This is a genomic window from Amycolatopsis sp. GM8 (assembly GCF_021653975.1).
Lineage (GTDB): Bacteria > Actinomycetota > Actinomycetes > Mycobacteriales > Pseudonocardiaceae > Amycolatopsis_E.
On sequence record NZ_JAJKFK010000009.1, the window covers coordinates 1 to 20868 of the forward strand.

The following is a 20868-nucleotide window of genomic DNA, read 5'->3' on the forward strand; positions in this document are numbered from 1 at the left end:
CGTGAGTGTTTCGGTGGTTTTGGCGGTGGGGAAACGCCCGGTCCCATTCCGAACCCGGAAGCTAAGCCCACCAGCGCCGATGGTACTGCACCCGCCAGGGTGTGGGAGAGTAGGACACCGCCGAACTCAAATTGAGAAGCCCCGGGGCTTCGGTCGAGAATCGAGAATTCTCCCGAAGCCTCGGGGTTTTTCTATTGCTGACCCGACAGTATTGCGTCGAGATCCGTGCGGAGGGCGGCCAGCCGGGTAGCTGCCACCGCCCTCGCCTCCGACAACGCCGCTGAAGGCGGCTCGGTCACCTGCAAATACGTCTTGAGCTTCGGCTCGGTACCGGACGGCCGGATCACCACTCGAAGGCCATGACCCGAGATACGGACCGCATCGGTCTCCGGGAGCAGGTCTTCGGTCGAGACGGGGACGCCGGCCAAGGCCACTGGCGGAGCGGTGCGCACCGCTTCGAGCACTGTCGCGCGCACGCTCAAATCCGTCACCCGCAAGGACAACTGCTCGGTCAGGTGCACCCCGTGCCGGACCGCCAGCTCATCCAGCACATCGAGCAGCGACCGGCCCGTCGCTTTCAGCGTCGCGGCAAGATCACAGGCCAGCGCGGCCGCGGCGATCCCGTCCTTGTCCCGCACGAAGTCCGGGTTCACGCACAGCCCCAACGCTTCCTCGTACGCGAACACCAGCCCGTCGCCGGCGCGCGTCAGCCACTTGAACCCGGTCAGTGTCTCCGCATACCGGGCACCGTGCGCCGCGGCGATGCGGCCCAACATCGACGACGACACGATGGTCGTCGCGACCAGCGGATCCGCGGCGCGAGTCGTGTTCAGCACGTGCTCGCCGAGCAGCACCCCGGTCTCGTCCCCGCGCAGCATCCGCCACGAGCCGTCCCGGTCCCGGACGCCGAGCGCGCACCGGTCGGCGTCCGGGTCCAGCGCGATCGCCAGGTCCGCGTCGACCTCCGCGGCCAGCGCGAGCAGCCGATCCGTCGCACCTGGCTCCTCGGGATTCGGGAACGACACCGTGGGGAAATCCGGGTCCGGTTTCGACTGCTCCGCCACCAGGTGCACATCCGTGAACCCCGCACCGGCCAGCGCCCGCTGCAACACATCCGCGCCGACCCCGTGCAGCGCCGTCGCCGCCACCCGCAACGCCCGCGACGTGCCGGCCGGGATCGCCGCGACCCGCGCCAGGTAGGCATCGACGATCTCGTCACCCAGCACCGGAACACCGGTCCGCCGGGCCACATCCACCGCTGGTGGTGCCGCGGCGATCGCGGCCTCGATCTCGCCGTCCGACGGCGGCACGATCTGCGAGCCGCTGTCGTCGTAGAGCTTGTACCCGTTGTCCGCCGGCGGATTGTGCGACGCGGTGATCTGCACACCCGCCGCCGCGCCCAGGTGCTTCACCGCGAAGGCGAGCACGGGCGTCGGCAGTGGACCGGGCAGCAATCGGGCGTCGAACCCCGCCGCGTACAACACCTCGGCCGCTGCCAGAGCGAACCGTTCGGAACCGTGCCGCGCGTCCCGGCCGACGACCACCGTCTGGCGGTCCTTCCCGTGCGCCGCAAGCCAAGTAGCTACCCCCGCAGTGGTCCGGACCACGACGGCGGTGTTCATCCCGTTCGGTCCAGCACGCACCGGACCACGCAGGCCCGCCGTGCCGAACGTCAACGGGCCGCTCATCCTGTCCGCGAGATCCACCAGCGCGTCCGACGATCCGTCCATCGCCTGTGCCAGCACGGTTTCCAGCTCCTGCCGGGTGCCGGGCTCGACGTCTTCGGCAATCCAGGCGAGCGCCGCTTCGCGCAGCCTGTCGTTCACGCCCGCGCCACCAGCTCCCGCAGGAGCGTGCCCATCCGCTCGGCCGCGGCGCGACCGGCCTCGATGACCTCGACGTGGCTCAGCGGCTCACCGGTCATGCCGGCGGCCAGGTTCGTCACCAGCGACAGCCCGAACACCTCGACCCCGGCCGCCCGCGCGGCGATGGCCTCCAGCACCGTCGACATGCCGACCAGATCCGCGCCGACCGTGCGCAGCATGCGGATCTCGGCCGGGGTCTCGAAATGCGGCCCCGGCAGCCCGGCGTAGACGCCCTCCGCGAGGCTCGGGTCGATCTCGCGGGCGAGGTCGCGCAGCCGGTGCGAGTACAGGTCCACGAGATCGACGAAGTTCGCACCGGTGATCGGCGAGGTCGCGGTCATGTTCAGGTGATCGGAGATCAGCACCGGCTGGCCGACTTGGAACCCCTCGCGCAGCCCGCCCGCCGCGTTCGTCAGCAAGACCGTCCGCACCCCGGCGGCGGCCGCCGTCCGCACGTTCTGCACGACCCGGCCGACACCTTTGCCCTCGTACAGGTGCGTGCGGCCGAGGAACACCAGCGCGCGATTGCCGTTGATCCCGACCGAGCGCACCGTGCCGCCGTGGCCGACCGCCTCGGGCTTCTCGAAGCCGGGCAGCTCGCCGAGCGGGATCTCGGTGTCGCCCTCGCCGATGACGTCGGCCGCGGGCCGCCAGCCCGAACCGAGGACCACGGCGATGTCGTGCTTGGCATGCCCGGTGCGCTCGGCGATGGTGGCCGCCGCGGCTTCGGCCAGGTCGGTTTCGCTCATGCCGCGAGCTTAGAGCGGGTGCACACTGCCCTCGCCGCACCGCCCTGTTCGCAATAGGAAGTTAGGGTATCCATATCGAGTAGATTCACAGGAGGGTGCTCGACGATGCGGATGGCGGAGCTGAGCGCGCGGTCCGGCGTTTCGATCGCGACGATCAAGTATTACCTACGCGAGGGACTGCTCCCGCCCGGCGAGCTGACCAGCCCCAACCAGGCGCGCTACGACGAGGCGCACGTCCGCCGCCTCAAACTCGTTCGCGCCCTGCTCGAGATCGGCGGCATGTCCCTGGCGGACGTCCGGGACGTGCTGGACGCGGTGGATCACCAGACCTCGACCCACCAGATCCTCGGCGTCGCGCAGCACGGGCTGCCGACGCCGAAGATGCCGCTCGACGACGAAGACCGCGCGTGGGCGCTGGCCAAGCTCGAACCGATCGCCGAGGCGCACGGCTGGCACCTCAGGCCGGGGGATCCGCTCGTCGAATCACTGCTCGGCACGGTCGCCGCGTTCGAGCATCTCGGCCGCACCGAGCTGCTCGACACGCTGCCGGACTACGCCGAGCTGGCCGAGCGGATGGGGGAACTCGACGTCGGCGTGGTGGCCGAACTGCCCTCGACCGAGTCGATCGTCGAAGGCGCCGTCGTCGGGACCGTCCTCGGCGACGCGTTGTTCGCCGCGCTGCGGCGGATCGCCCAGCGGAAGGCGTCCGAGGGCCGGTTCACCCCGTGATCGAGAACGTCGGCGCCATCCGCTCGTACAGCTCGGCGCGCGCGGTGTTCTCCTGCTCCGTCGGCACCGTCACGCTCACCGCCCACAGGCTTGCGTTGAAGCGGAAGACCTCGGCGAACGTCGTACGGCTGATCTGGCTGCCGTTGCTGCCCTTGTCGAACGTGCGGTAGGTCAGCGCGTAGCCGTCCTTGCCGTCGGTCAGCCGCTCGGCCGGGCGCACCTGGCTGTACGCGAGCCCGCGGCTGGACGCGAGGCCCTTGAGGTACTGGTCGATCGTGTAGCCGGGGAAGAAGCCGCCGATATGGTCGACCGCGAGCATCTGCGCCCCGTCCGGGGAAACCCACTCGACCAGCGTCGACGGGGGCAGGTTGTCCCCGACGCCGGAGCCGGTGAAGCGGGTCCAGTCCTGCGGCACCTCGACCGAGAACGTCGCGTCCTGGCCCCGCACGCTCGACGCGTCACCGGTGCGGCGCTCGAACTTCGTCGGCGGCGGTTCGACGGTCGTCGAGCTGCTCTGCTTCGTCGGCGGGCCGACCGGTTCGGCGCCGATCACCCGGGCCGCGACGAACCCGCCGGCCGCCGAGATCAGGAACAGCAGGATCGTGACGGTCGTCAGCACGGCGGTCGCGGTCACGCCGCGTCCGGGCGCGGCGGGTTTCGGCGCGGGAGCGGGGCCGAAGGGGAGCGGGCCCGGGTCCGACGCCAGTTCCTGGCTCTCCCCCGCGGTCGGCTTGGCCGCGGGCTTCGGCGCCGGCGACATCTCGCGCGTGTCCGTCGCGTCCGCGCGCCGGCCCGCCGCCTGCTGGAACATCTCGGGGCTGAACAGCACCCGCGGCGCCTTGGTGAGCATCGGGTACAGCTGCTGGCGGACCTCCCGCAGCGACAACCGGTCGCGCGGCTCCTTCGCCATCAAGCCGGCGATGACGTGCGCCAGCGGCCCCGGCGACGGCCGCGGCACCTCGCCCTTGACGACCTTGCCGATCGTCTCCAGCGGGTCGCCGTCGGCGTCGTACGGCGGGTGGCCTTCGAGCGTGTTGAACAGCGTTGCGCCCAGGCCCCACAGGTCCGCGCTCGGCGTGACGGCCTTACCCGAGGCCACTTCCGGCGCGATGTAGGCCGGCGAGCCGAGGGTCATGCCCGTGCGGGTCATCGTCGCCTCGGAGACGTTGCGCGCGATACCGAAGTCGGTGAGCTTGATCCGGCCGTCGTCGGCGACCAGCACGTTGCCCGGCTTGACGTCGCGGTGCGTGATCCCCGCGGCGTGCGCGGCCTCCAGCGCGGCGGCGACGGCATCGCCCACGGCGGCGGCCTGTTCCACCGTCAACGGCCCGTGCTCGCGGATCAGCTCGGCCAGGCTGTGCGACGGCAGCAGCTCCATCACGACGAACGGCTCGCCGTCCTCGCGGGCGACATCGTGCAGGATGATCACGTTCGGGTGAGACAGCACGGCGATCGCGCGGGCCTCGCGCAACGTGCGTTCGCGCAGCTCATCGGCCTGCCCGGCGGTCCCGCCGGGCGGCAGGCGGATCTCCTTGACGGCTACCGGGCGTTGCAGGAACTCGTCGTAGGCCGACCAGACGGTACCCATCGAGCCCGAACCCAGCACCGAGCGCAGCCGGTAGCGTCCGGCGATGACGCGGGAGTCCTCGCTCTCGGTGGGCACCCGCATATTGTGGCGGATGCCGCCGGAGGTCACCGCGAGCAGGCTCACACTTGCCGGTCCGGGCGGGCCCCTACCATCGTTGACTATGACTCAGGCTGGGACAACGGGGCCCGATGAGCTGGCACTTGCCGCCGAGTTCGCCACGCCGGGGCGCGCGGAGTGGCAGGAGCTCGTCGCCGGGGTACTCCGCAAGAGCGGGGCGCTGCCGCCGGACTTCGACGGTGCTCCCGAGAGCCTGCTGACCACCGAAACCTACGACGGCATCGACATCCAGCCGCTGTACACCGCGGATGACGAGGCCGGGCACGCCGGATTCCCCGGGATCGCGCCGTTCGTGCGCGGTGCCCGGCCCGAGGGGGTCGTGGACACCGGCTGGGATGTGCGTGTCCTGCACGAGAACGCGGACAACCAGGCCATTCTCGCGGATCTGGAGCACGGCGCGAGTTCGGTGTGGTTGCGTGGCGTGGCGCCGTCTTCGCTGGCCGACGCCCTCGACGGCGTCTACGTCGATCTCGCCCCCGTGGTGCTCGACGCCGGTGCGGACTACGAGGCCGCTGCCGACGCCCTGCTCGCGGTGCTCGCCGAGCGGAACATCCCCGACAGCGAGGTCATCGGCAACCTCGGCGCGGACCCGGTCGGCCTGCGCGCCTGCACCGGCGCCGCGCACGATCTGGCCCCGGCCGCCGAGCTGGCCGCGCGGCTCGCGGCGAAGCACCCGAAGCTGCGGACGATCGTCGTCGACGGGCTGCCATATCACGAGGCCGGTGGTTCGGACGCGCAGGAGCTGGGCGCGGCGATCGCGGCGGGCGTCGCGTACCTGCGGGCGCTCACCGACGCCGGGCTGAGCGTCGACGACGCGGCCGCGCAGCTCGAATTCCGTTTCGCCGCAACGGCGGACCAGTTCCTGACGATCGCGAAACTGCGTGCCGCGCGGCGGTTGTGGTCGCGCGTCACCGAGGTGTCGGGCGGCACGGCGCGCGGGATGAAGCAGCACGCCGTCACGTCGCCCGCGATGCTCACCCAGCGCGACCCGTGGGTGAACATGCTGCGCACGACCGTCGCCGCGTTCGCAGCGGGGATCGGTGGTGCGGACGCGGTCACCGTGCTGCCGTTCGATTCCGCGATCGGCCGGCCCGACGCGTTCGCCCGCCGGATCGCGCGGAACACGCAGGCGATCCTGATCGAGGAGTCCCGGCTCGCCGGCGTGATCGACCCCGCCGGCGGCTCGTGGTACGTCGAGAACCTGACCGACGCGCTGGCGAACGCCGCGTGGCGTGAGTTCACCGAACTGGAGCGCGCGGGCGGGATCGCCGCCGCGCTGGACTCCGGCTTCCTGAGTGATCGGCTCGCCGAAACCTGGGAGAAGCGTTCGCGGCGACTGGCGACTCGCCAGGACCCGATCACGGGAGTCAGCGAGTTCCCCGATCTGGCCGAGAAACCCGTCACGCGGCCACCGATCGCGTCCACTGTGGACGGTGGGCTGCCGAAGCACCGCTACGCCGAGGGGTTCGAGCAGCTGCGTGATCGCTCGGACGCGCACCTCGCCGAGCACGGCCAACGGCCGGCGGTGTTCCTCGCGACGCTCGGACCCGTGGCCGCGCACACCGCGCGGGCCATGTTCGCGTCGAACCTGTTGCAGGCCGGCGGGATCGAGCCGGTCAACCCGGGCGCCGTCGACGACCCGGTGGCGGCCTTCCGGCAGAGCGGCGCGACCGTCGCCTGCCTGTGCGGAAGCGACCGCTCGTACGGCGAACAGGCTCGCGAAGTCGCCGCGGGACTGCGTGCGGCCGGGGCGAAAGCCGTGCTGCTGGCCGGAAAACCGGACGAGTCGTACGGTGAGTTCACCGGGTTCGTCCACATCGGATGCGACGCACTCGCCGTGCTGACCAGCACCCTGGACACGCTGGGAGTCAACTGATGACCATCCCCGACTTCTCCGGTATCGAGCTGGGTGTCCCCGAACCCGGCGGCCAGACCGACTGGGCCGAGGCGCTGCACGCGAGCACCGGCAAGGGGCCCGACGCGCTGACCTGGGAGACACCCGAGGGCATCGGCGTCAAACCCGTCTACACCGCCGACGATCTGTCCGATGTGGACTTCCTGAAGACCTACCCCGGGGTCGCGCCGTTCCTGCGCGGCCCGTACCCGACGATGTACACCACGCAGCCGTGGACCGTCCGCCAGTACGCGGGGTTCTCCACCGCGCAGGAGTCCAACGCCTTCTACCGGCGCAACCTCGCCGCTGGGCAGAAAGGGCTTTCCGTCGCGTTCGACCTGGCCACCCACCGCGGCTACGACTCCGACCACCCGCGCGTCGCCGGGGACGTCGGCATGGCGGGCGTGGCGATCGACTCGATCTACGACATGCGCCAGCTGTTCGACGGCATCCCGCTGGATAAGATGAGCGTGTCCATGACCATGAACGGCGCCGTGCTGCCGGTGATGGCGCTCTACATCGTGGCCGCGGAGGAACAGGGTGTCGCGCCCGAGCAGCTCGCCGGGACCATCCAGAACGACATCCTCAAAGAGTTCATGGTCCGCAACACCTACATCTACCCGCCGCAGCCGTCGATGCGGATCATCTCCGACATCTTCGCGTACACCTCACAGCGGATGCCGCGGTTCAACTCGATCTCCATCTCCGGTTACCACATGCAGGAAGCCGGGGCGACCGCCGATCTCGAACTGGCGTACACCCTCGCCGACGGCGTCGAATACATCCGCGCGGGCCTCGACGCCGGGCTCGGCATTGACAAGTTCGCACCGCGGCTGTCGTTCTTCTGGGCCATCGGCATGAACTTCTTCATGGAAGTCGCCAAAATGCGCGCCGCCCGGCTGCTGTGGGCCAAGCTGGTCAAGCAGTTCTCGCCGCAGTCGAGTAAGTCGCTTTCGCTGCGCACGCACTGCCAGACCTCCGGCTGGTCGCTGACCGCGCAGGACGTCTACAACAACGTGGTGCGCACCTGCGTCGAGGCGATGGCCGCCACCCAGGGGCACACGCAGTCCTTGCACACCAACGCCTTGGACGAGGCACTGGCCCTGCCGACCGACTTCTCCGCCCGCATCGCGCGCAACACACAACTGTTGCTGCAACAGGAATCCGGCACCACGCGCGTGATCGACCCGTGGGGTGGCAGCGCTTTCGTAGAACGGCTCACCTACGACCTCGCGCGCAAGGCATGGGGGCACATCGACGAAGTCGAGTCCGCCGGGGGCATGGCGCGCGCGATCGACGCGGGTATTCCGAAGCTGCGCATCGAAGAGGCCGCGGCCCGCACGCAGGCCCGCATCGACTCCGGGCGGCAGCCCGTGATCGGCGTCAACAAATACCGCGTCACCGAGGACGAACAGGTCGACGTGCTCAAAGTGGACAATGCCGGGGTGCGGGCCCAGCAGCTGGAGAAACTGCGGCGGCTGCGCGAAGAACGCGACGCCGACGTCGTCGAGGACGCCCTGCGGCGGCTCACCGCTGCGACCGACGCCGGAGGCAACCTGCTGGAGCTGGCCGTGAACGCGGCTCGCGCGAAGGCGACCGTCGGCGAGATCTCCGAGGCGCTGGAAAAGGTGTGGGGGCGGCATTCGGGTCAGATCCGTACGATCTCGGGCGTGTACCGGGACGAGGTCGGCAGGACCGCGAACGTCGACAAGGTGCGCGCCCGCGTCGAGAAGTTCGCCGAGAACGAGGGGCGCCGCCCGCGGATCCTGGTCGCCAAGATGGGCCAGGACGGGCACGACCGCGGCCAGAAGGTGATCGCGACCGCCTTCGCCGACCTGGGCTTCGACGTCGACGTCGGGCCGCTGTTCTCCACCCCGGCCGAGGTCGCACGGCAGGCGATCGAAGCCGACGTGCACGTGGTCGGCGTGTCCTCGCTGGCGGCCGGGCACCTGTCGCTCGTGCCCGCGCTGCGCGAGGAGCTGGCGAAACTCGGCCGCGAGGACATCATGATCGTCGTGGGCGGGGTCATTCCGCCGCAGGACTACGACGAGCTGCGCGCGGCCGGCGCGGCCGCGATCTTCGGGCCGGGCACGGTCATCGCGGACGCGGCGCTGGGCCTGCTCGACCAGCTGGAGCAGGCCTGAGTGGCTCGCCCGGTTGACGTCAGCGCCTACGCGAAGGGCGTGCTCACGGGCGACCGGGGCACGCTGTCGCGCGCGATCACGCTCGTCGAGTCGAACCGCGCCGACCACCGCACGCAGGCACAGGAGCTGCTCGTCGAACTGCTGCCGCACGCGGGCGGGGCGCGCCGGGTCGGCATCACCGGGGTGCCCGGAGTCGGCAAGTCGACCTTCATCGACCAGCTCGGCACCGACCTCACCGAGGCCGGGCACCGGGTGGCCGTGCTCGCCGTCGACCCGTCGTCCACCCGCACCGGCGGCAGCATCCTCGGCGACAAGACCCGGATGGCGCGGCTCGCGGTCGACCCGGCGGCGTTCATCCGCCCGTCGCCGACGTCCGGCACGCTCGGCGGCGTCGCCCGCGCGACCCGCGAGACGATCGTGCTGATGGAGGCGGCGGGCTACGACATCGTGCTGGTGGAGACCGTCGGCGTCGGCCAGTCCGAGGTGACCGTGGCGAACATGGTCGACACCTTCCTGTTCCTGACGCTGGCGCGCACCGGCGACCAGCTGCAGGGCATCAAGAAGGGCGTGCTGGAGCTCGCCGACGTGATCGCGGTGAACAAGGCCGACGGCGAGCACGAGCTCGGCGCGAAGCGGGCTGCGCGTGAGCTGGCCGGGGCGCTGCGGATGATCTACGGGCCGGACGCGTCGTGGACACCACCCGTGCTGACCTGCAGCGGGTTGCACGACATCGGGCTCGACGCGGTGTGGCAGCAGCTGGAACGGCACCGCGCGCAGCTGCTCGAATCGGGCGAACTGGACGCCAAGCGCAAGCAACAGCAGGTCGACTGGGTCTGGTCGATGGTGCGTGAGCAGCTGCTCGGGCGGCTCGCCGAGCACCCCGGGGTACGGGCGATCGTGCCCGAAGTGGAACAGGCTGTGCGCGACGGCGCACTCACCGCGACACTCGCCGCGCAGCGAATCCTGGAAGCGTTTTCTTCCCGGACGTGACGGTGTTTGTCGACCGGGTGCCTGACCAGGCAGACTATGTCCTGTCGAGGGAAAGGGCATGGACATGACGAAGCTGCGTGGCGTGCTGGCCGCGCTGATGCTCGGGGTGCTGCTGTCGTTCACCGCGCCCGCCGCCGCTGTCGCCGCACCGGCCCCGGTGCCGACTTCCACCGTCGTACCGCTCGCCGAACAGGCGCAGCCGGGACCGGTCATCGATCCGGCCGACAACGCCCGCGCGAACGCGCAGAAGACGAAAAGCAAGATCGTGGTGGGGGTCATCGCGGCCGTGCTTCTCGGCATCGTCCTGTGGGGACGCAGTATCCGCCGGAAGAAACGCAAGAAGTCCGCCGACCAGGCCAAAGGTAAGTGAAACGGCAACGCTAGTACAGATGGGCCGAAGTACCCCATGCCGTTCAACGCAGATCCACTACCGGCCGTCCCGAGCCCCCCGCAGAGGCGGGGTTGTTGCCCCCTGCATCGTGCAATATTGCGGCAAATGGGTTACACGCTTTTTGCATTTGGAGGTTCGGTGTGACCGTGCTGGACTCATGGCGGGGGCTTGCGGGAAACCCGGACGGGCGCGCGGCCTCTTTCGGGGTATCGGACGCGCTGATCACCGAGGACGGCGTCAGCATGGCACCCGTGACCGACCTCGGTGCGGGGAGAGGACCGTTCTGGCTGGACGCGTGGCTCGGGGAGCACTCCGGTGACCTCGTGGCCTGGCGCCGCCACATCCACGCCAACCCGGAGCTGTCGCGCGAGGAGTTCGCGACGACCAAGATGATCTGCGCCGTGCTGCGCTCGGCGGGCCTCGACCCCCAGGTCCTGCCCGGCGGTACGGGTGTCATCTGCGAGGTCGGCAGCGGGCCCGGCTGTGTGGCGTTGCGGGCCGACATCGACGCGCTACCGCTCACCGAGGCGACCGGGCTGGCGTACGCGTCCGCCACGGACGGTGTCGCGCATGCCTGCGGGCACGACGCGCACACCGCGATCGTGCTGGGCGCCGCGATGGCGCTCGCGTCCGCGCCCGACCTGCCCGGCCGCGTGCGGTTCATCTTCCAGCCGGCCGAGGAGGTCATGCCGGGCGGCGCGCTCGACGTGATCAACGCCGGCGGGCTCGACGGGGTCGACCGCATCTTCGGGCTGCACTGCGACCCGCGGGTGCCGGTCGGCAAGGTGGGCTCGCGGGTCGGGGCGCTGACCTCGGCCGCGGACCTGATCGAGCTGCGGCTGACCTCGCCCGGCGGGCACACGTCGCGGCCGCACCTGACGGCCGACCTCGTGCACGCGCTCGGCGTGATCATCACTGCGCTGCCGTCGCTGCTGTCCCGGCGGGTCGACCCGCGCTCGGGGACCGTGCTGGTCTGGGGCGCGGTGCACGCCGGGCAGGCGGCCAACGCCGTGCCGCAGGACGGCACCCTGCGCGGGACGCTGCGCACGGCCGAGCACGAGGTGTGGAAGGCGCTGGAGCCGCTGGTCCAGTCGTCCGTCGAGTCGCTGCTCGCGCCAACCGGGGTCGGGTTCCAGCTCGACTACCGGCGCGGGGTGCCGCCGCTCGTCGGCGACGAGGACAGCACGGCGATCCTGCAGGCCGGCGTCGAAGCGGCGCTCGGCGAGCATGCGCTGACCGGTACCGAGCAGTCGTCCGGTGGCGAGGACTTCGCGTGGTACCTCGAAAACGTGCCCGGCGGGTTCTTCCGCCTCGGCGTCTGGAGCGGCGAAGGCGAGATGTGCGACCTGCACCGCCCGACGTTCCAGCTCGACGAGCGAGCACTCCCGGTCGGCGTCCGCTGCATGGTCCACACCGCCCTAACCGCCCTAGCCTGACCCCTTCCGCGGCGTGTTTGCCGCTTGCGCTGGCATGTTTGCCGGCCGCGTCAGTGAGTTGGCCGTGTGCGCGGCAAACACGGCTACGCAGCCGGCAAACACGCGGTTTTGCGGCTGTCCACATTGGGTTGGGTTGTCCACAGATTTGGTTGGGGGCCGCCACGACACCGCTGCCAGCATCCAGTCTGAATACGTGTTTGACATTCCGAATTCAGAACATGGGGCAGCGCGGCGGCGGGATCTCGTCAAAGCCCTCGGCGAACACGCGCTTCGCGGCGCGTTGAAGGACGGCGTGCTCGTCCAGATGTGGCGCGGAGTGGTGGTTGACGGGAAGCGGGTGCTCGACCCGGTCACGCGCGCGTCAGCCGCATTGCTCGTAGCGGGCACGGACGCGGTGTTGTCTCGGAATACAGCGGCATTCCTGCATGGCTGCACTGTCGCCGCATCCCTGGATGTCCACGTCACCGTCCCGTACTCGAGCTGGGTCCGCTCCTCCGTCGGCTTGGTTGTTCATCATGACCGGTTCGATGAGGAGGACGTCGTCCAGCGGGCTGGATTACCGATGTTCTCCTTGGACGCGGTCGTCGCCGAACTGTTGTGTTCCGAAGTCCGTTGGAAGGCCCTTGCGTGCCTTGATCAGGCGCTCGCAGGCCTGTCCGGCCGGGACGCGAGCGCGTTCACCAATGCGGTCGATCTGCATTTGATGCGGCGTGATGATCGCCGGGGGCTGCGGAACGCCGAATCCTTGCTGGCGCTGGGAGCACCGGGCGCGGAGTCGCCCCAGGAAAGCCGGCTGCGGCTGCTCCTGGTCGACGCGGGGTTTCCGAATCCGGTGACGCAGCACCCGATTCTCACGTTGAGTGGTGATCTGCTGTACCGGCTCGATTTGGCTTGGCCGGAACTCCGAATCGGCGTCGAATACGACGGCTACGAGGCGCACGAAGGACGAGATGAGTACGACGCCGAGCGCGACCGCCGATTGGCCGGCCGCAGCTGGTCGATCATTCGCGCCCGCAAGGAAGACTTGGCCGATCCTGCCCGGGTTCTCGCCGAGATCAGGCGAGCTTTCTCAGACCGGCGTTACCCGATCAGCGCGTGACGAGCCAACTCACCGACGCAGCGGGCCAACTCGCCGACGTGGGGCGCAAACACGGCGACGCAGCGGGCCAACGCGGGGGGTCAGGTGGCGATGCCGCGGCAGGGGCGGGTGCGCAGGTCGTCGACGTAGTCGGTGGGGGCGCCGGCGGCTTCGGCCGCGTCGGCGAGTACGCCCAGGTAGCGGGCGGAGGGGAGGCCGCCCTCGTAGGCGTCCACGACGTAGAACCAGGCCACGACGGAACCGTCCATCGTCTGTACGCGCAGCCGGATCTTGTTGTGCAGTCCCAGCTCGCCGCCTTCCCAGCGGTCGAGCAGGGCTTCGTCGAGCGGGGTGACGTCGTAGAGCACCACGAAGACCCGCGAGTCCGGATCCTCCACGATGGTCGCGAGCGCGCCTTCCCAGCCGAGGTCCTCGCCGCCGAAGGTCAGCCGCCAGCCTTCCAGCCAGCCCGTGCCCGACGTCGGCGAGTGCGGGGCGCGTTCCATCATCTGCGCGGGTTCCATGTTGGACCCGTAAGCGGCATACAACGGCACCGCGACAGACTAACCGCCCAGCACTCACCCGACCGGACGTACTCCGGGTACGCCCTCCTAAGGTGGACACAGCGGTGCGACGAGGAGGGACAGACGTGACCAGGATCGTGATCATGGGCGGTGGCCCCGCCGGCTACGAGGCGGCGCTGGTGGCCGCTCAGCACGGCGCGAACGTCACGGTGGTCGAACGGGACGGGCTCGGCGGCGCTTGCGTGCTGTACGACTGTGTCCCGTCCAAGACCTTCATCGCCTCCTCCGGCGCCCGCGCGAGCATGCACGGGCTCGCCGAGCTGGGCGTCGTCACCGACATGGCTGACACGAGCATCGATCTGCGCACCGTGCACGGCCGGGTCAAGGGCCTCGCCCTCGCCCAATCGGCTGACATCCGCGCCCGCGTCCAGCGCGAGGGTGTGCGGGTGATCATCGGCGAGGCGCGCTTCCACGACGAGGAACAGGGCCTCGCCCAGCACAAGGTCCTGATCACCCCGCGTTCCGGCGAGCCGGAGGTGCTCGACGCCGACGTCGTGCTCATCGCGACCGGCGCCACCCCGCGCGTGCTGCCCGGCGCGGTGCCCGACGGCGACCGCATCCTCGACTGGCGCCAGCTCTACGACATGCGCGAGCTGCCCGAGCACCTCGCCGTCATCGGTTCCGGCGTGACCGGCGCCGAGTTCGCCTCCGCGTACACCGAGATGGGCGTCAAGGTCACCGTGGTGTCCAGCCGGGACCGCGTGCTGCCGCACGAAGACGCGGACGCCGCCGCGGTGCTCGAGGAGGTCTTCTCCCAGCGAGGCACGTCCGTCGCGAAGCACGCGCGCGCCGACCGCGTCGAGCGAACCGAGAAGGGCGTGTCCGTGCACCTGACGGACGGCCGGGTGATCGAGGCGAGCCACGCGCTGATGACCGTCGGGTCGATCCCGAACACCCAGGACATCGGCCTCGAACGGGTCGGTATCGAGCCTGGCCCGGGCGGGTTCATCACGGTCGATCGGGTGTCGCGCACGAGCGTGCCGGGCGTCTACGCGGCCGGCGACTGCACCGGCGTGCTGATGCTCGCGTCGGTGGCGAGCATGCAGGGCCGGATCGCGATGTGGCACGCGCTGGGCGAGGGTGTCGCGCCGATCAAGCTCAAGACGGTCGCCGCGAACGTGTTCACCCATCCCGAGATCGCCACGGTCGGCATCTCGCAGCACGCGATCGACTCCGGCGAGGTGCCGGCCCGCACCGTCATGCTGCCGCTGGCGACCAACGCGCGGGCCAAGATGGAGGGGCTGCGTCACGGGTTCGTCAAGCTGTTCTGCCGTCCCGCGACCGGTGTGGTGGTGGGCGGTGTGGTCGTCGCACCGTCGGCGAGTGAGCTGATCCTGCCGATCGCGCTGGCCGTGCAGAACCAGCTGACCGTCGAACATCTGGCGCTGACGTTCTCGGTATACCCGTCGCTGTCCGGGTCGATCACCGAAGCCGGCCGCCAGCTGATGCGCCACGACGACCTGGACTGACCCGTCACGGTTCGATGTCGGCAGGCAACCGCTGACCTGGCCGAACGCCTTCACGGAATCATCGCTCTACCGCCCGTGAGGCAACCATGAGATGCACGATCCTCGCCGCCGTCCTGATTCCGGGTCTGGTCACTCTGACCCCCGTGGCCGCGGCCGAAACCACCACCCAGCCGTCCCTGCCGGTGTACCTGCGGCTGTCGGCGTACAGCGGGCACGCGGGGGAGAAGGTGTCCGTCGCCGCCGCGTGTGACGCGGACGCGAGCCCGTTGACCACGTCGGCACTGAGCGTGACGCAGCCGTTGGCCCGCAATGCCGAGGGGCATCAGCCGTGGGCCCTTTTCGCCGAGACGGTCATTCGCGACGTCCGCCCCGGCTCGTACCCGGTGTCGTTCCACTGTGGAGGCGACCCCGTCACGGTGCATTTCACCGTGCTCGCAAGGGAAAAGCGGGCGCAGGTACCGGTGGTGCCCAAGGGTGCGCCACAGGCCGGAGACGGTTCGCTGGCGCCGGCCTGACCCGATCGGGGTCGCTCGGCCCTGTTTTTGTCGGTGCTCGGTGCAAGACTGTGGCTCGTACCACAAGCCCGACCGAAAACAGGAGGTCGACCATGACCACTCGTGACACGCCCTGGCCCGAAGGCACCCCGTGCTGGGTCGATGCGATGGTGCCCGATCCCAAGCGTGCGGCCGATTTCTACGGCCCTCTGCTGGGCTGGAACCTGATCGACCAGGGTGGTGACTACGGCAACTACCTGATCGCCCAGGTCCAGGGCAGAGGCGCGGGCGCGATCGGGCCGAAACCACCGGGCATGGAGGAGATGCCGTCCGTGTGGACCACGTACCTGGCCACCGACAACGCCGACGCGACTGCCGCGAAGATCACCGCGGCGGGCGGCCAGTTGATGATGCCGCCCGGCGACGTGGGTCCGGCCGGGCGGATGGCGATGGCGATCGACCCGACCGGCGCGGTGTTCGGCATCTGGCAGGCCGGGCAGACCACGGGTATCGAGATCGCGAACATCCCGGGCACGCTCGTCTGGAACGAGTGCATGACGCGCGACTTCGAAGCCGCGAAAGCCTTCTACACCAGCGTTTTCGGCTACGAGTACGACGACATGTCCGGCGACGGGTTCCACTACGCCACGGCGAAGGTGAACGGCAACGTCGTCGGTGGGGTCGGGCAGTTGCCCGCGGAGGTACCGGCCGAGGTGCCGCCGCATTGGAGCACCTACTTCGGTGTCACGGACACCGACGCCGCGGTCGCGAAGGTCGGTGAGCTGGGCGGTTCCGTGCTGCGCCCCGCACAGGACTCGACGTACGGGCGGATGGCGCAGGTCACGGACGACCAGGGCGTCCCGTTCAGCGTGATCTCCGTGTCCACCCAGAGCTGACTGGCGGCCGGTGTCGCGCGGGGAGACGGGAGCGCGCGAGGCCGGCCTTCTCAATCCGAAGGGAGGTGCTCGAAACGCTCATCGCAATCGAGGGTGTGCCGCGTGAGAGCGTGGCGGTGCCGGGTCAGGAAGTGTGAGCGTCGTGCTTCTCGCGGTTGGCGAGGACCTGGTCCATGTGGGTTTGTGCCCAGTGCCTGAGGTCGCGTGTCAGGTGGTGGAGTGAGAGGCCGAGGTCGGTCAGCTCGTAGGTGACGGTCACGGGGACGGTTGGCGTCACCGTGCGGGTGAGGAGGCCGTCGTGTTCGAGTGCGCGCAGGGTCTGGGTCAGCATCTTCTGGCTGACTCCCGCCAGTAGGCGCGAGATCTCGGAGTAGCGCATCGCGCGTGCGGCATCCGGGGCACCGGGCTGGTCAGGTTTGTCTGCTGTGTCGCCGCCTAGTGCGCACAGGATCAGCACGACCCACTTGTTCGAGATCCGGTCGAGGAGCTGGCGGCTGGGGCAGGCCGCCAGAAACGCGTTGTACTCCGTCTTCGCCTGCGCCCGCTGGGCGGCCTTCGTTGGCTTCACTGATTCCGCCTCTCGCCTGTGGGTGAGTTACGCACTTCAGAGTGCCTACTCCCCAACGGGAAGTAACTCTCCCATAATCGTCCAGGGAGGCCGAAGACGCCACCCACGGCGAAACGCGAAAGGCACAACGATGAACGCGCCCACCACATCACTTCCCGGCGGCACCTGGACGCTGGGCAACGCAACCATCACCCGGTTCGGTTACGGCGCTATGCAACTCGCCGGCCCGTGGGTCATGGGGCCTCCCGCCGACCACGACGGGGCCCTGGCGGTATTGCGCGAGGTGGTCGCGGCCGGTATCACCCATGTCGACACCAGCGACGCGTACGGACCGCGCGTCACCAACGAGCTGATCGCTGAGGCGCTGCGTCCCTACCCGGAGTCGCTGTTCCTCGCCACCAAGGTGCGGGCGAACCGAGACGCGCAAGGTGGCTGGCCCACGGCCCGGCGACCCGAAGATCTGCGCAAGCAGGTCCACGAGAACCTCCAGTCCCTCGGGGTCGAGACCCTCGATCTGGTCAACATGCGCATGGGCGATGCCGAAGGCCCCAAGCCTGGTTCGATCGCGGAGGCGTTCGAGACGCTCGTCGAACTCCAGCGAGAGGGTCTGATCCGTCACCTCGGGGTCAGCAACGTCACCACCGAGCAGGTCGCCGAGGCGCACGGTATCGCCCCCATCGTGTGTGTGCAGAACATGTACAACCTCGCCCACCGCCACGACGACGACCTCATTGACACGCTCGCCGCCGATGGCATTGCCTACGTGCCGTTCTTCCCGCTGGGGGGCTTCACACCGCTACAGTCCGATGCGCTCTCGGGGGTCGCGGTCCGGCTCGGGGCGACGCCGATGTCGGTCGCGCTGGCCTGGCTGTTGCAGCGCTCACCGAACATCCTGCTCATCCCCGGCACGTCATCGACAGCCCACCTGCGCGAGAACATCGCCGGCGCTGGGCTCTCCCTCTCCGATGAGGACCTGGCCGACCTGGAGAGCATCGGCCACTGAACGACACGCGGGCCGCGCCAGGGGTAGCGACAGGCACGTCACTTCCGCCGGCTCAACGAGCTCGGGCTGGTGGCTGCAGACCACCGCATTGAACCCGGTCGAGCGGTGGTGTCGGCGGTACGGCTGCGAGGGAGCCCCACGCGACACCGTGACACGACGGCTGGCGCAGGAGCCGCTTGAGTGGCGAGCGCAGCTCCGCGCTGGGATTTCGCACGGAGGTGCTCAAAAACCCAAGCCACACAACTGAAAACGGAGCCACTCCCGCGAGGGGAGTGGCTCCGCCGGAACACGATTGCGCTCACTCGACCCAGTCGAAGGTCTTCGTGACCGCCTTCTTCCAGTTGTGATACTGCGCCGCGCGGGTCTCCTCGGCCATGGCCGGAGTCCACTCCTTGTCCTGGGCCCAGTTGTTCCGGATGTCGTCTTCGCTTTCCCAGAAGCCGACCGCCAGCCCGGCCGCGTAGGCCGCGCCGAGCGCGGTGGTTTCGTTGACCACCGGCCGGATCACGGGCACGCCCAGGATGTCCGCCTGGAACTGCATCAGCAGCTCGTTGACGACCATGCCGCCGTCCACCTTGAGCGACTTCAGCGGCACGCCGGAGTCGGCGTTCATGGCATCGATGACCTCACGCGACTGGAACGCCGTGGCCTCCAGCACGGCGCGAGCGAGGTGACCCTTGTTGACGAACCGCGTCAGCCCGACGATCGCGCCGCGCGCGTCGGAGCGCCAATAGGGGGCGAACAGACCCGAGAAGGCCGGCACGAAGTACGCGCCACCGTTGTCCTCGACCGAGCGGGCGTGCTCCTCGATCTCGGCGGCGGTGCTGATCATGCCCAGGTTGTCCCGCAGCCACTGCACGAGCGAGCCGGTGACCGCGATCGAGCCTTCGAGCGCGTACACCGTGTCCTTCGAGCCGATCTTGTAGCAGACCGTGGTGAGCAGGCCGTTCTGCGACATGACCTTCTCGGTGCCGGTGTTGAGCAGCACGAAGTTGCCCGTGCCGTAGGTGTTCTTGGCCTCGCCGGGGGACAGGCAGGCCTGCCCGAACGTGGCCGCCTGCTGGTCGCCCAGGATCCCGGCGATCGGCACCCCGGCCAGCACGCCGCGCTCCCGGACCCGGCCGTACTCCTCCGAGGACGAACGGATCTCCGGCAGCATCGACATCGGGATGCCCATGTCGGCGGCGTGGCCCTGGTCCCAGTTCAGGGTGTCGAGGTCCATCAGCAGCGTCCGGGAGGCGTTCGTCGGGTCAGTGACGTGCACCCCGCCGTCCGGGCCGCCGGTCATGTTCCACAGCACCCAGGTGTCCATGTTGCCGAACAGCAGGTCACCGGCCTCGGCTCGGGCACGGGCGCCGTCCACGTTGTCCAGGATCCACTTGATCTTCGGACCCGAGAAGTACGTGGCGAGCGGCAGCCCGCTCTTGCCCCGGTAACGCTCCTGCCCACCGCCGAGAGCTCCGAGCTCCTCGACGATCTTGTCCGTCCGGGTGTCCTGCCAGACGATCGCGTTGTAGACCGGCTTGCCGGTCGTGCGGTCCCACACCAGCGTCGTCTCCCGCTGGTTGGTGATACCGATCGCGACGATGTCCGTCTGATGCAGGTCGGCCTTAGCGAGCGCGTCGGCCGTCACCGTCCGGGTGTTCGCCCAGATCTCTTCGGCGTTGTGTTCGACCCAGCCAGCCTGCGGGAAGATCTGCTCGTGTTCCCGCTGGTCGGAGGCGACCACCCGGCCCGAGTGGTCGAAGATCATCGCCCGGGTCGAGGTCGTGCCCTGGTCGATGGCGGCGACATAGGAAGTCGGCATAGTGCCCTCCTTGGGGCTGATGGGAATGGGGAAGGTTCATCCGGCGGACTCGTCCTCGGGAATCCGGCCGGGCTCCGGCGCGCTGGCCCGTTCCGCCAGTACCTGACCGATGAGCAGGTCGTAAATCAGAATCCCGACGACACCGCCGACGAGGGGACCGGCTATCGGTATCCACCAATAGTTGCTGAACCAATCACCATCACCCGGAAACGCCTTACTTCCCCAGCCTTCGAAGAAGGTCAGCAGGCGAGGGCCGAAGTCACGGGCCGGGTTGATCGCATAACCGGCGTTGGTGCCGAAGGACAGCCCGATGGCCACCACGACGAGCCCCACCGTGACGGGGGCGAAGTTTCCGCGCGGCGCCTGGTTCCGCACATCGATCAGTGCCGCGATGATGCCGACGAGCAGGGCCGTGCCGACGATCTGGTCCACCAGTGGGCCCCACACCCCGTTGCCGAAGTACTTGGCCGGGAACGTGGCGAAGATCGAGAACGTCGAGAGGGAGTCCGGCCGGGTCACCGGCGGGTGCTGCGCGGCGTTGTAGGCGTCGATCGCGTCGTGGTACACGGCGAAAACCACCGCCGCACCAGCGAAGGCGCCGACCACCTGCGCCACCCAGTAGGGGACCACTTTCCGCCACGAGAATCCACGGCGGACCGCCATGGCGAGGGTCACCGCGGGGTTGAGGTGTGCGCCGCTCACACCCCCCGAGACGTACACGGCGAACATGACGGCAAGGCCCCAGCCCCAAGAGATGATCAACCAGTTGGCGGCTCCGAAATCAACGGTTTGCCGGCCCGAACCAGGCAGGCCGACGACGGCGACGGCGACCGAACCACAACCGAACAGGATGATGATCGCGGTCCCGAGAAATTCTGCGAGCAACTCTCCACCGGTGTTCTGCCGCAGGCGGGTCCATGCCCCCTGCTGCCGATGCGAAACCTGATCGCTCATGGCGCACCTCCGGTTTCCGAGGCATCTTCGCCTCTGGATCTTTCATCGTCCTGCACCTGCCGGGGTTGGACAAGTTGCCCGCAGGTCCGACACGAGCGGACGTGCCATGCTG

Annotated in this window: 18 protein-coding genes and 1 rRNA gene; 12 read left to right on the top strand and 7 right to left on the bottom strand. The window is 69.4% G+C overall.

Features of this window, described 5'->3' with window-relative positions:
* Nucleotides 1–9 precede the first annotated feature (9 nt).
* A 5S ribosomal RNA gene (gene rrf, locus LOZ83_RS32945) occupies nt 10–126 on the top strand.
* 65 nt (nt 127–191) lie between these two features.
* Here the strand turns inward: rrf and LOZ83_RS32950 are convergent.
* Nucleotides 192–1826, bottom strand: a complete 1635-nt coding sequence (locus LOZ83_RS32950) for a phospho-sugar mutase (RefSeq protein ID WP_236795674.1) — start codon at nt 1824–1826, stop codon at nt 192–194.
* Nucleotides 1823–2614, bottom strand: coding sequence for a purine-nucleoside phosphorylase (locus LOZ83_RS32955; protein WP_236795675.1), 792 nt, complete (start codon nt 2612–2614; stop codon nt 1823–1825). Before LOZ83_RS32955 ends, LOZ83_RS32950 begins: the two co-directional genes overlap by 4 nt.
* A gap of 105 nt (nt 2615–2719) precedes the next feature.
* On the opposite strand from LOZ83_RS32955, the gene LOZ83_RS32960 reads away from it, so the two are divergent.
* Complete coding sequence (locus tag LOZ83_RS32960) at nt 2720–3343, top strand: MerR family transcriptional regulator (protein WP_236795676.1); 624 nt, start codon at nt 2720–2722, stop codon at nt 3341–3343.
* Here the strand turns inward: LOZ83_RS32960 and LOZ83_RS32965 are convergent.
* Nucleotides 3333–5012: a serine/threonine-protein kinase gene (locus tag LOZ83_RS32965; RefSeq protein WP_374202753.1), complete on the bottom strand. Its 1680-nt coding sequence runs from the start codon at nt 5010–5012 to the stop codon at nt 3333–3335. The two genes, LOZ83_RS32960 and LOZ83_RS32965, sit on opposite strands and share 11 nt — an antisense overlap.
* Before the next feature lie 79 nt (nt 5013–5091).
* Between LOZ83_RS32965 and LOZ83_RS32970 the strand changes: the two genes are divergently transcribed.
* From LOZ83_RS32970 to LOZ83_RS32995, 6 genes are all read left to right on the top strand, one after another.
* On the top strand, nt 5092–6924 hold the full coding sequence (locus LOZ83_RS32970) for a methylmalonyl-CoA mutase family protein (RefSeq protein WP_236795677.1): 1833 nt from the start codon (nt 5092–5094) through the stop codon (nt 6922–6924).
* A complete protein-coding gene (scpA, locus tag LOZ83_RS32975) occupies nt 6924–9086 on the top strand; it encodes a methylmalonyl-CoA mutase (protein WP_236795678.1) in 2163 nt (720 codons plus the stop codon). Before LOZ83_RS32970 ends, scpA begins: the two co-directional genes overlap by 1 nt.
* Complete coding sequence (meaB, locus tag LOZ83_RS32980) at nt 9087–10076, top strand: methylmalonyl Co-A mutase-associated GTPase MeaB (protein WP_236795679.1); 990 nt, start codon at nt 9087–9089, stop codon at nt 10074–10076.
* 58 nt (nt 10077–10134) lie between these two features.
* On the top strand, nt 10135–10446 hold the full coding sequence (locus tag LOZ83_RS32985) for a hypothetical protein (RefSeq protein WP_236795680.1): 312 nt from the start codon (nt 10135–10137) through the stop codon (nt 10444–10446).
* Nucleotides 10447–10607: 161 nt separating this feature from the next.
* Entirely contained in the window at nt 10608–11903 is a 1296-nt protein-coding gene (locus LOZ83_RS32990; RefSeq protein WP_236795681.1) for a M20 family metallopeptidase, read from the top strand.
* A 133-nt stretch (nt 11904–12036) separates the two neighbouring features.
* Nucleotides 12037–13002 carry a DUF559 domain-containing protein gene (locus tag LOZ83_RS32995; RefSeq protein ID WP_236795682.1) on the top strand — a complete coding sequence of 322 codons (966 nt, stop codon included), beginning with the start codon at nt 12037–12039 and terminating at the stop codon, nt 13000–13002.
* Nucleotides 13003–13082: 80 nt separating this feature from the next.
* Here the strand turns inward: LOZ83_RS32995 and LOZ83_RS33000 are convergent, their stop codons facing one another.
* Nucleotides 13083–13535: a gamma-glutamylcyclotransferase gene (locus LOZ83_RS33000; protein ID WP_236795683.1), complete on the bottom strand. Its 453-nt coding sequence runs from the start codon at nt 13533–13535 to the stop codon at nt 13083–13085.
* Between the two features lie 95 nt (nt 13536–13630).
* Here LOZ83_RS33000 and LOZ83_RS33005 point away from each other — a divergent pair, with 95 nt between their 5' ends.
* The 3 genes from LOZ83_RS33005 (at nt 13631) to LOZ83_RS33015 (ending at nt 16424) form a co-directional block, all read left to right on the top strand.
* Entirely contained in the window at nt 13631–15034 is a 1404-nt protein-coding gene (locus tag LOZ83_RS33005; RefSeq protein ID WP_236795684.1) for an NAD(P)H-quinone dehydrogenase, read from the top strand.
* 86 nt (nt 15035–15120) lie between these two features.
* Complete coding sequence (locus tag LOZ83_RS33010) at nt 15121–15549, top strand: hypothetical protein (RefSeq protein ID WP_236795685.1); 429 nt, start codon at nt 15121–15123, stop codon at nt 15547–15549.
* 92 nt (nt 15550–15641) lie between these two features.
* A complete protein-coding gene (locus tag LOZ83_RS33015) occupies nt 15642–16424 on the top strand; it encodes a VOC family protein (protein WP_236795686.1) in 783 nt (260 codons plus the stop codon).
* Between the two features lie 124 nt (nt 16425–16548).
* On the opposite strand, the gene LOZ83_RS33020 is transcribed toward LOZ83_RS33015, so the two are convergent.
* Nucleotides 16549–16992: a helix-turn-helix domain-containing protein gene (locus tag LOZ83_RS33020; RefSeq protein ID WP_236795687.1), complete on the bottom strand. Its 444-nt coding sequence runs from the start codon at nt 16990–16992 to the stop codon at nt 16549–16551.
* Between the two features lie 130 nt (nt 16993–17122).
* Between LOZ83_RS33020 and LOZ83_RS33025 the strand changes: the two genes are divergently transcribed.
* The gene (locus LOZ83_RS33025) at nt 17123–17995 is read left to right on the top strand and encodes an aldo/keto reductase family oxidoreductase (protein WP_236795688.1); all 873 of its coding nucleotides are present in this window, start codon (nt 17123–17125) and stop codon (nt 17993–17995) included.
* Between the two features lie 298 nt (nt 17996–18293).
* On the opposite strand, the gene glpK is transcribed toward LOZ83_RS33025, so the two are convergent.
* Together glpK and LOZ83_RS33040 are read right to left on the bottom strand one after the other, a co-directional pair.
* A complete protein-coding gene (gene glpK, locus LOZ83_RS33035; RefSeq protein ID WP_236795689.1) occupies nt 18294–19802 on the bottom strand; it encodes a glycerol kinase GlpK in 1509 nt (502 codons plus the stop codon).
* A gap of 36 nt (nt 19803–19838) precedes the next feature.
* Nucleotides 19839–20756: an MIP/aquaporin family protein gene (locus LOZ83_RS33040; RefSeq protein WP_236795690.1), complete on the bottom strand. Its 918-nt coding sequence runs from the start codon at nt 20754–20756 to the stop codon at nt 19839–19841.
* Nucleotides 20757–20868: the final 112 nt, after the last annotated feature.